This is a genomic window from Rufibacter ruber (genome assembly GCF_014138425.1).
Classification (GTDB): Bacteria; Bacteroidota; Bacteroidia; order Cytophagales; family Hymenobacteraceae; genus Nibribacter; species Nibribacter ruber_C.
This window is the reverse complement of the sequence record NZ_JACJIQ010000004.1, coordinates 221,049-236,230: the sequence shown is the minus strand read 5'-3', so window position 1 is coordinate 236,230 and position 15,182 is coordinate 221,049. Positions and strand designations below refer to the sequence as shown.

The 15,182-nt window shown below is 52.3% G+C and carries 10 protein-coding genes; 9 read left to right on the top strand and 1 reads right to left on the bottom strand.

All coding sequences use genetic code 11. The features are described from left to right. Positions 1 to 13 precede the first annotated feature (13 nt). The 9 genes from FHS90_RS06555 (at position 14) to FHS90_RS06515 (ending at position 14,131) form a co-directional block, all read left to right on the top strand. Positions 14 to 1,270, top strand: coding sequence for a DUF5689 domain-containing protein (locus FHS90_RS06555; protein WP_182512436.1), 1,257 nt, complete (start codon positions 14 to 16; stop codon positions 1,268 to 1,270). A gap of 357 nt (positions 1,271 to 1,627) precedes the next feature. After that, positions 1,628 to 2,803, top strand: coding sequence for a phospholipase D-like domain-containing protein (locus FHS90_RS06550; RefSeq protein WP_066831847.1), 1,176 nt, complete (start codon positions 1,628 to 1,630; stop codon positions 2,801 to 2,803). A 72-nt stretch (positions 2,804 to 2,875) separates the two neighbouring features. After that, on the top strand, positions 2,876 to 4,198 hold the full coding sequence (locus tag FHS90_RS06545) for an Sb-PDE family phosphodiesterase (protein WP_246386728.1): 1,323 nt from the start codon (positions 2,876 to 2,878) through the stop codon (positions 4,196 to 4,198). A gap of 40 nt (positions 4,199 to 4,238) precedes the next feature. After that, the gene (locus FHS90_RS06540) at positions 4,239 to 5,633 is read left to right on the top strand and encodes a Gfo/Idh/MocA family protein (RefSeq protein ID WP_182512435.1); all 1,395 of its coding nucleotides are present in this window, start codon (positions 4,239 to 4,241) and stop codon (positions 5,631 to 5,633) included. A 559-nt stretch (positions 5,634 to 6,192) separates the two neighbouring features. Next, on the top strand, positions 6,193 to 7,611 hold the full coding sequence (locus FHS90_RS06535) for a calcineurin-like phosphoesterase C-terminal domain-containing protein (protein WP_182512434.1): 1,419 nt from the start codon (positions 6,193 to 6,195) through the stop codon (positions 7,609 to 7,611). Positions 7,612 to 8,002: 391 nt separating this feature from the next. After that, a complete protein-coding gene (locus tag FHS90_RS06530; RefSeq protein WP_182512433.1) occupies positions 8,003 to 10,168 on the top strand; it encodes an alpha-galactosidase in 2,166 nt (721 codons plus the stop codon). 60 nt (positions 10,169 to 10,228) lie between these two features. Next, a complete protein-coding gene (locus tag FHS90_RS06525) occupies positions 10,229 to 11,134 on the top strand; it encodes a glycerophosphodiester phosphodiesterase (protein WP_182512432.1) in 906 nt (301 codons plus the stop codon). Positions 11,135 to 11,221: 87 nt separating this feature from the next. Beyond that, on the top strand, positions 11,222 to 11,914 hold the full coding sequence (locus FHS90_RS06520) for a GDSL-type esterase/lipase family protein (RefSeq protein ID WP_182512431.1): 693 nt from the start codon (positions 11,222 to 11,224) through the stop codon (positions 11,912 to 11,914). Positions 11,915 to 12,469: 555 nt separating this feature from the next. Beyond that, complete coding sequence (locus tag FHS90_RS06515; protein WP_220483004.1) at positions 12,470 to 14,131, top strand: beta-N-acetylhexosaminidase; 1,662 nt, start codon at positions 12,470 to 12,472, stop codon at positions 14,129 to 14,131. 141 nt (positions 14,132 to 14,272) lie between these two features. Here the strand turns inward: FHS90_RS06515 and sucD are convergent, their stop codons facing one another. After that, the gene (gene sucD / locus FHS90_RS06510; protein ID WP_182512429.1) at positions 14,273 to 15,163 is read right to left on the bottom strand and encodes a succinate--CoA ligase subunit alpha; all 891 of its coding nucleotides are present in this window, start codon (positions 15,161 to 15,163) and stop codon (positions 14,273 to 14,275) included. Positions 15,164 to 15,182 lie beyond the last annotated feature (19 nt).

The window sequence follows — 15,182 nt, the reverse complement described above, 5'->3', positions numbered from 1 at the left end:
GAAAAACTTCAGAATGAAAAAACTAATGGGTTCAGTGGCAGTTGCATTGGCTGCCCTGGCATTCACGTCTTGCCTGGAAGATGATGGGAACCCATCAATAGGAAGACCTAACTCAATGGCCTCATTACATGTGGTACGGGAAGTCTACAGAGATACTGATGTGAAATTGGGGCCAGAGGTGCTAACAGGAGCCTTTAAAACTGCTGGGACCGTGATTTCCAACCCGTCTGGAGGCAATTTGCCAGCCGGTTACGTAGTCATACAGGGTAGTTGGCGTGGGCTAATGCGGGGCGTTGTCTTGGCATTAGACGCCGCTACTGCCGCAACCTATATACCGGGAGACTCTTTGGTAATAGACCTTTCAGGAGCCACGTTAACCAGGAATACCGGTCCTTTACAGATTACCGGTTTAACCGCAGACAAGATAAATAAAGTCGCCTCAGGGCGGCCTGTGATCGCAAGACCAGTCTCAATTACTCAACTGAATTCAAAATTCCAGGAGTATGAAAGCACACTGGTGAGCCTTACCGCTGATGCTAAACCCTACCCTGTAAGTGGCGAGACCATGGCGGGTGCCAAGACGCTAGATGACGGCGCTGGTAATAGCTTCACCCTCTTCACTGACCCACAGGCTTCGTTTGCCTCTTTCCGTATTGCCCCAAATGCTACCTATATTGGCATCCCAATGCTGGTGCAAAATGAAAAGCAGTTGCGTCTTAGATTTGAATCAGATATCATTGATCCAAGCGGCCCACTTTACCCTGGTTACCCTGAAAATTTTGACTACCCTGATCAATCTGTAAAGAACACGTATGCTACAAAGGCCATTGACTTGCGTACTGGCAACTGGACCTTTAACCAAGCTATCTTAGGCAACACCGCTAATAGAGATAGAATTGTTTCAGGAGCACAAGCAGTTCGCTTCCAACAGGGGCTTACCACCCCTGCTTATTTACAAATGAACTATGACCTGGCAGACGGCGCCAGTAAGGTAACCCTTTGGTATGGCTCCTATTACACAGACGTTTCCTCTACCTTCGCCCTGGAGTACTCAACTGACCAAGGCGCCACCTGGACCGAGATTGGCCGAAGATCAGATGCCCACCCAACTAACCAAAGCCTTCAGGCCAAACAAGCAGTTTTCCTGATGGACATCAAAGGTCCGGTACGTTTCAGGATTAAGAAGCTTGGCTTGGGAGCAAGTAGCCCGCCCAATGTTTTCAATGGCCGTTTGGGAATGGATGATTTCGCTGTTTACAAAAGCTACTAATCCCTTGCCCCTCTAGCTTTAACCAATACTACCATTCCTGTTTTAGGGCTGTTTTTCTCAAAACAGCCCTAAAACAGGAATGGTAGTATTTAAAGAATGTCCATTTTCTTTAATACTACTTTCACTCGTGGAAAAATGACTAATTTTTGTCATTAAACTGTTCTTCTCTAACCTAACATTAACCCCAAGAGCTTCGCACACCGGTGTACCTGTAGCAAACCTCACCTCCAAGAAATAAAATCATCAAACTATAGGACTAGCTTTCAAATTAAAATTCCACACGCTGCCGTCTGTTAAACCCAGTATACCCAGAAGCGCAGAATGCAAACAGATCGTTAGAATATTTACCTGTTCCCCATGAAAAGAATAACGCTTCTATACATTATCTTTTTGTTATGCACTGGCTGCAGTAGCAGCGAAGATGCCTCCCCAGAGCCCGTTGACCCCGGGGCGGGCAAACCCTTCACCATTGAGTTACCTGCCGCCGCTTTCACCAACTTGTCTAAAGTGGGGAGCGGACTTGCCTCGCCAGATATCATGAACCAGCTCATAGCCCTGGTTGACGCCGCCCCGGCAAACGCTAACATTCACCTCAGCATATTTATATTTAATTACCAGGCGCTCACAGACGCGCTCAAAAGAGCCAGTGACCGCGGAGTAAAACTGCACCTCATGCTGGACTTTAGCCGGGATGAGTCTCTCGCAGACAACCCAGCCACAATCTCACAGCTCAGGGGCTTTTTAAAGCCAACGTCTGAATTGGTTCTTATCACCAGTGATGCCAGTGGATCTTCTATCAACCATAACAAATTTGTGCTGTTTTCAGAAATTACTACTGCTACTGGCAAACAGCAAAATGTAGTATTCCAGACGTCGCATAATTTTACTTTAAGTGACTCTAAAAAAATTCAAGATGCCCTCATTTTCCCCAATGCCGGGTTATACGGTGCCTATCTCTCGTACTGGACTGACATGAAAGAGAAAGCGGGCAGCGGCATGAAAAACTTCTTTTACCGCGAGTACCATGATGAAGCCGCTGGTATTTCAGCACTCTTTTTTCCAAAACGCCGCAATGGTACTTCCTATGGGGCTGATACTGCCATTGAGATTCTGGAAGGCTTAACTGAACCCGCCACCGCCACTGTGCGTGTCTCCATGTCTGATTGGACCGCCACCCGCCTGAATGTGGTAGATAAACTTATCCAGCTAAGGGAGCAAGGGGCCACCATTGAGGTTATTGCCAAAGACAAGGTAGACCCAGAGATTCTAACGGGACTGCAGCGGTTAAAGAGCAAAGGGGCGCTAGTGAAAATCTACAGCATGGCGCAAACCAACAACCACTCCAAGTTCATGCTCATAACCGGTCAATGGAAAGGGGCGCAAGTAAACCTGCTGGTCACCGGCTCGCATAATTTCACAGTCAATGCCCTCCGGAACAACAATGAAGCCATGATTCTGCTCAAGAACCACCCCACGCTCTTCAATACCTATCTCAACTACTATAGTGACATGAAGAAGATCCCCAGTTCATAAAGGGTTTAAGCTTCTCTAGTTTTGTTTCTGACGTTTTTAGTCTAATTTCCAAAAAACAAGACCAAAACGGCAATGAAATCACTAAAAATTTTGTCATTCTTTCAACCAAAGCCCATGAATGGGAGCAAATATCAAGCAGTGAATTTAATTGGCAACATCATTTCCCTTTACAGGCAATGGTTCACTCTCTTCTTATGGGCTTGCTTTCTACTCTTAAACAGTCTTTCTACCCTTGCCCAGAAAGACAGCACCAACAACTCTTTTTTCAAGCTGCCCAACCTTCCCGGCTACCTCACACTCAAAGGCGATTTTCACATGCACACTGTCCTTTCTGACGGGTACGTGTGGCCGGCGTTGCGGGCGCAGGAAGCCATACGTGACGGGTTAGACGTGATCTCAGTAACCGAGCATGTAGACTTTGAACGGTACCCCAACGACATTAAGCGAGACATGAACCGGTCTTATGAAATCGCCAGGAAAGCTGCCGGTACTTCAGGGCTGTTGGTGATCAACGGGCTGGAGATTTCGCCGCGCGTACCGCCGTACCACTGTAATGCCATCTTTATGCAAGACGGCAACAAGGTGCCGGTGAAATACATGAAGCAAACCACAGAGTCGTTCAAGATGAAGGACAACCCCACCCGGGCAGAACTCATGGCCCCGTTCCTGGAAGCCAAAAAGCAAGACGCCTTTGTGTTCTACAACCACCCCAACTACTCCTGGTGGGACAAAAAAAGTAAAGAGCTGTTCACAGACTTCCACCAGGAACTGCTGGACAAAGGCATTCTCAAAGGCGTTGAGGTGGCCAACCGCGGCGGCTACAACGTGATAGCCCACAAACTAGCCGCTAAATACAACCTGGCCATGTTCGCCAACTCAGATGAGCACCGCGGGCTGCCAGCCTCTACCAAAGAGACCCACCGGCCGGTCACGCTGGTGTTTGCCCAGAGCAAAACCCCGGCGGCCCTGAAAGAAGCCATGAACGCCCGCCGCACCGCCGTCTATTTTGATGACTACGTGATTGGCCGTGCATCTGAGATGGAGCCGTTTTTCAAAGCAGCCGTCACCATTACGGCCGTGCAGGAAAACCGCAAAGGCGAACCCATCATTGTCCTGAACATCAAGAACAATTCTACTATCCCGTTCCAGGTGAAACTCAAGTCAGACTACAACCTGGAGAAACACCCGCTGGGCGCGGTCACCTTGAAACCAGAAGCCGTGACCAAAGTGACACTGGGTGCGGTCTGGGAATACCCCGCCCCCCTGCTGGTAAAATGCACCGTTGACAACATTCTGGTAGCCCCAGAGGAGCCGCTGCAGACAGAATTCAAACTGACTACCGTTCCCGGAAACAAGAAAACCAACAGCCCGGGGCAAGACGCAGACACAGACTAACCTTACCTTATCTTTCTCACCCCCTTAACAAACAAACCGCATGAACCGCCGCAGACTTCTCAAATCACTGGGCCCGAGCATTGGTGCCGCCGTCATCAGCACAGAGGCGCTGGCCAAACTGGGAGAAAACAAATACTCCTATTCCATTCCGCCCAACCCGGAGCACAAGCCGCTCAACAAAGCCGTCACCGCCATCACCATTGGCGCAGGCAGCCGGGGAACGGTATACGGCAACTACGCCGCCAAATTCCCGGAGCAATTAGACATCATCGGCGTAGCCGAACCCAACCAGTTCCGGAACGACAAATACGCCAAGCAGCACAACATCAAAGACGAGAACCGCTTCAATACCTGGGAAGACGTCTTCAAGCGTCCCAAGTTTGCAGATGCGGTCATCATCTCCACCCCAGACAACCTGCACTACGCGCCGTGCATGAAAGCGCTGGCCATGGGCTATGACATTCTGCTGGAGAAACCCATTGCGCCTACTGAGAAGGAATGCCGTGATATCTTAAAACTGGCCAAGAAGAACAACCGCATTGTGGCCGTTTGCCACGTGCTGCGCTACGCCCCGTACTTCGTGAAGATGCGCGAACTCATTCAGCAGGGCGCCATTGGCGACATTGTGAGTGTACAGCATTTTGAGCCCATTGAGCACCTGCACATGGCCCACAGTTACGTGCGCGGCAACTGGCACAACTCCAAAGAGACCACCCCAATCATTCTGGCCAAGTCTTGCCATGACCTGGACATCATGCGGTGGGTAGTGGGCAAGCCCAGCCTAAAGGTAGCCGCCATGGGCGATTTGAAATGGTTCCGGAAGGAAAATGCCCCCGCCGGCAGCACCGCCCGCTGCACAGACGGCTGCAAAGTGGAGCGTGAGTGCCCATACTCGGCCATCAAGCATTACTATGAAGACCGCCGCCGCCTGGCCGTGCTGGATCTTCCCGCTGACAAAACCAAGCACCCCGAGGTGATCATGGAAAAACTCAAAACCACCAACTACGGCCGCTGCGTGTACCGCATGGAAAACGACCAGCCCGACCATTACGTGGCCAGCATCCAGTTTGCAGAAAGCGTGACGGCCAGCTTCTCCATGGAGGCCTTTACCTCGTACCACGGCCGCCGCACCCGCATCATGGGGACCATGGGCGACATGGTGGGCGACATGACTGAGCTGGTGGTGACTGATTTCCGCACCCGTAAGGAATTGAAACTGGTGCCCAAGGCCGAAGACGTGGACGGCTACAAGAACAGCGGCCACGGCGGCGGCGACTGGCTCCTGGTGCGCGACTTTGTGCAGGCGGTGGGCCAGCAGAACCCCAAGCTGCTCACGTCTACCATAGATGAGTCTATTGAGGCGCACCTCATGGGCTTCATGGCCGAGGAGAGCCGCAAGAAAGGCAAAATCATGGACATCAACATGAGCGTGTAATTTTCTGTTTTGGGGCTGTTTTCAGAAAAACAGCCCCAAAACAGAAAATGAGGAAGCTATGCGAGAAGCCACTCCAATTTCTTCCAGGAGGGGAGTATCTGCAACAATTGGCTCAGGGAAATTTCTATTTGGGGCGGCAAGCTGTACCGTTCAGCTGAAAATGTGTAAGATAAGGCAAAGGCTCAAAGTGAAGCTCTTCCAGATTTGTAATCTGGAATCAAATCCTTCGGGGATTTGCAATCCCCGTCTCTGCACGTTTCATCAGCACGCGCCGCGGATTGCAAATCCCGAATAGCAGTAGAAGGCAGATTTTACTTTATCTGATGTTCCCCTTTTGGGAGGGGTTTCCCGAAAATCGCAAATAGTTTGCACAAGCCACAAACCTAGGTTTATAAGTAAAAACGGCGATTTACTTAAAAGAAACAGATTGCATAAAGAAACACTTCCGCCTTTGGGCGGAGATAAAATTATATTCTGTTTCTGGCCTGTTTTTTGAAAAACAGGCCAGAAACAGAAACAAGACAATCAATCATTAACAAAGAGTACCTTCCGCAACCCCATGAAAAGAAGAACCTTTCTCCAGACCCTCGCCCTGTTCTCCGGAGGCCTGGTGTTGGCTGGCCCAGATGTCTTTGCCAGAACCAGAAAAGCCAAGCAAACTCTTACCGGCACGGTGAAAGCCCGCGGCAAGAAATTGGCCGATGTAGTGGTATCAGACGGTTTTACCGTGGCAAAGACCGACAAACGCGGGCAGTTTGAGCTGCCGGCCAACCCGCAGGCCCGCTTTGTGTTTGTCTCCATTCCGGCGGGGTACGAGTTCCCGCAGGAGAAAGGCCTGGCCCGGCATTACCTGCCCATTTCTGGCGGCAAAGGCAAAAAGTATGATTTTGAGCTGCAGCCGTTGGGCCGGGATGACAGCAAACACTCGTTCATTATCTGGGCAGACCCGCAGGTGAAAGACGCCACAGACGTGAAACTCATGATGCAGGACTCGGTGCCCGATGCCCAGAAACTGGTACAGAGCCTGGGCAAAGACGCGCTGGTGCACGGCATTGGCGTGGGCGATCTGGTCTGGGACAACCACAAACTTTTCCCGGACTACAGCAAAGCCGTGGGGGCCATTGGCATTCCGTTTTTCCAGGCGCTGGGCAACCATGACATGGACTACCGCCAGGGCGGCGACGAGACCTCTGACGTAACGTTCCAGAAAATCTTTGGCCCTACGTATTACTCGTTCAACCGCGGCAAGGCGCATTACATTGTGCTGGATGACGTGCGGTACCTGGGCAAGGAGCGCGAGTATGACGGCCACCTCAATGAACAGCAACTGGCCTGGATCAAGCAGGATTTGAGCCATGTGCCCAAAGACCATCTGGTGATCATCAACGCGCACATTCCCATTTCTAACGCCGTGAAAAACCGCGAAGAGCTGTTTGCGCTGCTGCAGGGCTATCAGGTGCACATCATGACCGGCCACACGCACACCAACTACCACATGCTGCGCGAAGGCGTGCATGAGCACGTGCACGGCACCGTGTGCGGCGCCTGGTGGTCAGGGGCTATCTGCACAGACGGTACGCCCAACGGCTACGGCGTGTATGAGGTCAACGGCAATCAGCTGCAGTGGTTCTATAAGTCAACCGGCAAAGACAAGTCGCACCAGATCAGCCTGGACATGGAGAAACTCACCGGCCAGAACCGCTTTATTGCCAACGTCTGGAACTGGGACCCCGCCTGGAAAGTGGAGTGGTACGCCGACGGCAAACCCATGGGCGCGCTGCAAAACACCAAAGGCTATGACCCAGAAGCCGTGCGCACCATGAAGGGGGACAAACTCCCTGCCCGCCGCGCCTTCGCTGAGCCCGCCAGAACCGAGCACCTCTTCATGAGCCACGTGGGGCCAGAGGTGAAACAAGTGCGGGTGGTGGCCACTGACCGCTTCGGGAACCAGTACGAGGCCACGGCCGCTACGGCGTAATTACTTTTCACGTTGCTGCTGGCATTACATGGCGCAAGCGTCCGCTTGTGACTGCACGCATCATGAATCAGCATCCGTAGGCACAAGCGGACGCTTGCGCCATAACTTTCCCTTTTGTCCTCCTGAAATGGATCTTGGTAGCGAACGGTAAATGCAGTTCACAAATGCCTTTCTAGTTCGCCCACAAGATCCTTTCAGGAGGACAATAAAATACTTATGGTTGGATCTGTCTTTGTGCTTAGTTCCTGTTTCTGGCCTGTTTTTCAGAAAACAGCCCAAAAACAGGAAATGCGGGCAAATCTGCCTATCTAATTGATGCACCGCAAAGCGTGCCTCTGTTACCTGATAATGCATCGCCCGCGGGCGGAATTTTTCAATGTCTCACCCAAACATGAACTACAAACTACTCCTGTGGTCGTTGCTGCTTCTGTTGCCTTCTGGACTACTTGCGCAGGCGCAGCCAACCACAAAACAAATCCTGGTACAGACTGATAAAGTCTCGCTGGCGTTTACCGTGGGCAAAAACCAGAAGCTGTACCAAAGTTACCTGGGGCCAAAACTCACCAACGCGCAAGACAACGGTCAGCTGAGTTCCACGGCGCATGAGGCGTACATTCCTTCGGGCACTGACAATCTGTTCGAACCGGCTATCAGGGTGCTGCACAATGACGGCAACCCGTCTTTGGAGCTGAAGTATGACCGGCACACCACGCAGCAACCCGAGGCCAACGTGACGGCAACAGCCATTCACCTGAAAGACCCTAAATATCCGGTTGAGGTGGTGCTGCATTTCCATACGTTCCAGAAAGAAAACATCATCAAGGCCTGGACCGAAATCAAACACAAGGAGAAGAAGCCGGTGGTGCTGGGCAACTTCGCCTCGGCGATGCTGCACTTTGACGCGCCCAACTACTGGCTCTCACAGTTCCACGGCGATTGGGCCGGGGAGATGCAGCTGCAGGAGCACCAGCTTACCAGCGGCATTAAAATCATTGACAGTAAACTGGGCACCCGCGCCCACAAGTTTCAAAGCCCCACGTTCCTGCTTTCCCTGGACAAGCCTTCCGGCGAAAACCACGGCGAGGTCATTGCGGGTACGTTGGCATGGTCGGGTAATTTCCAGTTCGCGTTTGAGCTGGACGAGAAGAACTCTTTGCGCGTGATTGCGGGTATGAATCCGCACGCGTCTGAATACCATTTGGCGCCTAACCAACCGTTTGTGACCCCGGCGTTTATCTTCACCTACAGCCAGCAAGGCAAAGGCGAGGCCAGCCGCAACTTCCACCGTTGGGCCCGCAACTACGGTATTCTGGACGGCAACAAACCGCGCCTCACGCTGCTCAACAACTGGGAAGCCACCTACTTTGACTTTGATGAGAAGAAGCTGGTGGAGCTGTTTGACGGCGCCGCAAAACTGGGGGTGGATTTATTTCTGCTGGACGATGGCTGGTTCGGGAACAAATATCCGCGCAACGCGGCCAACGCCGGGCTGGGCGACTGGCAGGAAAACAAAACCAAGCTGCCCAGCGGCATTGGCTACCTGGTGGAACAGGCCGAACAAAAAGGCGTGAAGTTTGGCATCTGGCTGGAGCCCGAAATGGTGAACCCCAAAAGCGAACTCTATGAAAAGCACCCGGACTGGGTCTTGAAACTGCCCAACCGCGACGAGCATTACCAACGCAACCAGCTGGTGCTGGACCTCACCAACCCCAAGGTGCAGGACTTCGTGTTTAACCTGGTTGATGATTTGCTCACCAAGAACCCGCGGCTGGCGTACATTAAATGGGACTGCAACCGCACGTTCACCAACGCGTTTTCACCCAACCTTAAGGTGCAGTCGCATTTGCCTATTGACTACGTGAATAGCTTGTACAAAACGCTGGCCAGAATACGCAAGAAATACCCGCACCTGCCCATCATGCTCTGCTCCGGTGGCGGCGGCAGGGTAGACTACGGCGCGCTGCCGTACTTCACCGAGTTCTGGCCCAGCGACAATACAGACGGGCTGGAGCGCGTGCTTATTCAATGGAGCTACTCTAACTTTTTCCCGGCGGTGGCCATGTCGGCGCACGTGACCAGCTGGGGCAAGCAACCGGTGAAATACCGCACAGATGTGGCCATGATGGGCAAGCTGGGCTTTGACATTCAGGTGAGTGAGTTCAATGAGAAGGAACTGCAGTACTGCAAGCAAGCCGTGGCTAACTATAAGCGACTGAGTGACGTGATTTGGTTTGGCGACCAGTACCGGCTGGTGTCTCCGTATGAAGAGAAGCGCGCGGTGCTCATGTACGTGAACGAAGCAAAAAGCAAATCAGTGCTGTTCGCCTACAACCTGCAAACCCGTAACCGTGACCGCTTCACGCCGGTACGTTTGCAAGGGCTGGACCCGCAGAAGAAGTACCAGGTGCAGGAAATCAACCTCATGCCAGATACCAAATCCTCTTTTTCGGCCAATGGCAAAACCTACTCCGGCGATTACCTCATGAAAGTGGGCATTGCCGTGTCGCCCAACACTGCCATTACCAGCGCCGTGTTTGAAATCACTGAAAAACCTTAGTTTATATATCTCCAGATTAACCTTTAGAACTGAATTCTTACCTGCTATCTTGAGCACACCATGAACAAAACATTTTCTGCCCTCTTACTCGGTGCCACCTTGTTGGCCGGTTGCAAAAGCTCTCAATCTGTGACCCAGAACTTACCGCCGTTGCCGACTTTCGGTACCGAAGGCCACCGCGGCGCCCGCGGCTTATCCCCGGAGAACTCCATTCCGGCCATGCGCAAAGCCCTTGATTTGGGCGTGACCACCCTGGAGATGGACTGCCACATCACCAAAGACGGCCAGGTGGTGGTAACGCATGACCCGCACATCAATCCGGCGTATGCCCGTACGCCTAAAGGCGAAGACATACCCAAGGAAGACGCCAAAAAGTACGTGGTCTACCAGATGAACTATGACCAGGTGCGGGCGTTTGAACTGGGGACCAAAGCGTACGCCCTTTTTCCGGAGCAACAGCTGGTGAAAACCTATATTCCGCGGTTAGCGGAGCTGATTGACTCAGTACAGAATTACCTGAAAGCCACGGGCAAACCGCAGGTGTTTTACAACATTGAGACCAAGTCTAAGGCCACGGGAGACAACAAACTGCACCCGGCCCCGGAAGCGTTTGTGAAGGCGCTCATGCAGGTGATTGAAGACAAGAAGATTACCCCGTACGTGATCATTCAGTCATTTGACCCGCGCACGTTGCAGGTGCTGCACCAGAAACACCCGCAGGTGCGCACGTCTTTGCTCATTGACAACCAAAAATCTGTAGAGGAGAACATCAAAGACCTGGGCTTCACGCCGGTGGTGTACAGTCCGCACCGCAAGCTGGTAACCGCCGAGCTGGTGAAGCAATGCCATGCCCTGGGCATGAAAGTGATTCCCTGGACGGCGAATACGCCGGAAGACATTGCCCGCATGAAAGCGTTGGGCGTTGATGGCATCATTTCTGATTACCCTAACCTGTTTTTCCAGTAGTAGCAAAGTTTCTGTTTTCGGGCTGTTTTTCTGAAAACAGCCCGAAAACAGAAATTCATATTCATTTCTCTCACGCAAACAAAATATATGAAACTGAAACGCACTTTCCTTTCCGCGCTGTGCGCGCTCTTGCTGGGTTTTCAGGCCCAGGCCCAAACCACTGCTGCCAAGTGGGACAGCACCTACCGCCCAGCGGCCTATGAGCTGAAGGTGGCCCAATTCAAGTCATACCCAAACGCGGCCAATGACATTGTGTTTTTGGGCAACAGCATTACCGCCAACACTGACTGGGCTGAGCTGCTGGGTATGTCTAACGTGAAAAACCGCGGCATCTCGGGGGACATCACGTTTGGCGTGCTGGAGCGCCTGGACGAAGTCATTGAAGGCAAACCCGCCAAAGTGTTCATCCTGATTGGCATCAATGACATCTCGCGCAACATTCCGGACCACGTAATTACCGCCAACCACCGCAAAATGGTGGCGCGCATCAAAGCCGGTTCACCCAAGACCAGGATTTACTTCCAGACGCTCATGCCGGTGAACAATACCTTTGACAAGTTCAAGAACCACTACAACAAAGACGAGCATATTGCCGCCGTGAACCAAGGCATTAAAGACCTGGCCAAGAAAGAGAAGATTGAGGTGATTGACTTACACCCGCACTTTCTGGACAGTGAGAAGCGTCTGGTCAAAGAATACACCCATGACGGCCTGCACCTCACCGTGGCCGGCTACCAGAAGTGGGTTGAGGTCCTGAAAAAAGGCAATTACCTGAAGTAGAAACGTCACCCTCGTTGTGCTTTAGAGAAGCCGTGGACACTTTTCCTGTCGTACCAAGGCAGAATGGTGTGCTATCATTCCATTAGCTCCTTTCTGCTATTCGGGATTTGCAATCCCGAATCTGTTACCTGCGGATTTGCAATCCGCGGGGCGTGCTGTTCAAAAGCGCAGGCACGGGGATTGCAAATCCCCGAAGTACCTGCTTCCGGATTTGCAATCCGGAAGAGCGTTAAGGAGAGCATTAGCGGACCTTGAACCTTTACTTTTTCTACTTAAGCAGCTAATTCCTTTCCTAGCAGGGGTAGGTTTCACTTAAGAGAGGTGAAAACCGCAACTTGGGTTTCACAATTCCAATGAGAAGTTTTTCTGTTTCCGGGCTGTTTTTCTCAAAACAGCCCGGAAACAGAAATTTGTTTTTCCCTGGAGCTTCCGCTGTTCACTTGTTTCTCTTTTTGCCCAACTCATCAATTATTTGATAAATTAGGCACAGTGCTTTCACCGCCAGTTACTTAAATTGAATATTGAAAAAAGAACTACCAAACTATGCAACAAACCTTGTCTAAATTTTTCCTCCTGCTCACGGCTTGCTTGGTGCTGGCCGGGGCCGCGTACGCCCAGGACGCCAGCCGGTACGCCATCATTCCCAAGCCCGTGAAACTCACGCCTGCCAAAGGCCAGTTCAAGCTAGATGCCAAGACTCAGATTGTACTAGGTTCTTCTGCGCCAGACCTGAAAACCGCCACTGATTTTCTGGTGAACCTGGTGGAGAATTCAGCGGGTTACAAGCTAAACTACAGCGCAGGCGCGAAGAAGAATACCATCACCTTTGCCCTGGACAACAGCATTACCAATGACGAAGGCTACAAACTGGACGTCACCAAAAAAGGAATCAAAGTGACTTCCAAGACGGCCAAAGGCGCGTTTCTGGCCATCCAGACGCTGCGCCAGCTCATGCCTGCCGCCATTGAGCAAAAGAACGCTGGCCTAAAGAAAATAGAGGTGCCCGCTGTTTCTATTGAAGACGCGCCGCGTTTTGCCTACCGCGGCATGATGCTGGACGTGGCCCGCCATTTCCAGCCCATTGACTTCGTGAAACGCTACATAGATTTGCTGGCCTTCTACAAAATCAACACCTTCCATTTCCACCTCACTGAAGACCAGGGCTGGCGCATTGAAATCAAGAAATACCCTAAACTGCAGGAGATTGCCGCCTGGCGGAACGAGACCCTGGTGGGCCACTCCCGCGACAAAGAGAAGAATTTTGACGGCAAGCGCCACGGCGGCTACTACACCCAGGAAGAACTGAAAGACCTGGTAAAATACGCCCAGGACCGGTTCATCACCATTATTCCAGAGATTGAAATGCCCGGCCACTCCCGCGCCGCGCTGGCCGCTTACCCTGAGCTGGGCTGCAAAGACAGCACCTACACCGTAGCCACTACTTGGGGCGTGTTTAAAGACATTTACTGCCCCAATGAGAACACCTTCACGTTTCTGGAAGACGTCCTGACCGAGGTGATGGCCATTTTCCCCAGCAAGTACATTCACATTGGCGGCGATGAGGCTCCCAAAGACGCCTGGAAAAAGTCAGCGTATGCGCAAGGGCTTATCTCCTACCACGGGCTCAAAGACGAGCACGGGCTGCAGAGTTACTTTATCAGGCGCATGGAGAAATTCCTGAACTCCAAAGGCCGCGCCATTATTGGTTGGGACGAAATTCTGGAGGGTGGTCTGGCTCCCAACGCCACCGTTATGAGCTGGCGCGGTGAGAAAGGCGGTATTGCCGCGGCCAAGGAACGCCATGATGTGATTATGACTCCCAACTCCCACCTGTACTTTGACCACTACCAGACCAAGGAGGGCCGCAAGGCCGAACCGCTGGCTATTGGCGGGTTCTCCCCGCTGGAGAAAGTGTACTCGTACAATCCGGTGCCGGCAGTGCTTACTCCGGAAGAGGCCAAGCACGTGCTGGGCGTACAAGCCAACCTCTGGACCGAATACATCCCCACCAAGGAGCACGTGGAGCACATGGCGTTCCCGCGCGCCTGCGCCCTGGCCGAGGTAGCCTGGACACCGGTAGCAGCCAAAGATTACGCTGACTTCACCCAGAGGCTGGGGCAGAACCTGAAGCACCTAGACGCTCTGCAGGTCAACTACTCCACCTATCACCAAAACCAACCAGCCGCTGCCTCAGTGAGCCAGGCCAATTCTAAGTAAAGTGCCAATGGCCGAAGCAACACGTTTGGCATACCGTCACGTCTAGGTTCTGTTTTGGGGCTGTTTTCTCAAAAACAGCCCCAAAACAGAAAAGGCTGTCCTTTGCAGGACAGCCTTTTTTATATCTGATTGATATTGTGCTTATGCGTTGGCAGCTTCGCCTTTCAGCACACGTACCATGGTCTCGCCAATTTCAGCGGGAGAATCCACTACGTGAATGCCGTTCTCGCGCATGATGCGCATTTTAGCGGCGGCAGTGTCATCGGCACCGCCAATGATGGCACCGGCGTGGCCCATTCTGCGTCCGGCCGGAGCAGTCTGGCCCGCAATGAAACCAACCACTGGTTTTTTGTTACCGGTTGACCTGATGTACTCCGCTGCCACGGCCTCGTAGTTCCCGCCAATCTCACCAATCATCACAATGGCATCGGTCTCTGGGTCTTCCATCAACAGCTCCACCGCATTTTTGGTAGGCGTGCCAATGATGGGGTCACCCCCAATCCCAATAGCGGTAGAAATACCCAAACCGGCTTTCACAATCTGGTCGGCGGCCTCATAGGTCAACGTACCGGATTTAGACACAATCCCGATTCTACCTGGCTTGAACACGAAACCGGGCATAATGCCTACTTTGGCTTCGCCTGGCGTGATCACACCTGGGCAGTTGGGGCCAATCAAGGTCACCGGCTTGTTTTTGATGTAGTTCTTAGCGGCTACCATGTCTTTCACCGGAATTCCTTCGGTGATGCACACAATCACTTCAATCCCGGCATCGGCGGCTTCCATGATGGCATCAGCGGCAAATGCGGGTGGCACGAAAATGATGGACACGTTGGCGCCTGCTTTCTGTACGGCCTCGGCCACGGTGTTGAACACCGGACGGTCTAAGTGCGTGGAACCGCCTTTGCCCGGGGTTACGCCGCCTACCACGTTGGTGCCATACTCAATCATCTGCTGTGCGTGGAAAGAACCCTCTGAGCCGGTAAAGCCCTGCACAATCACTTTGGAATCTTTATTTACTAAAACACTCATGTGTAGTGGATTATGTGAA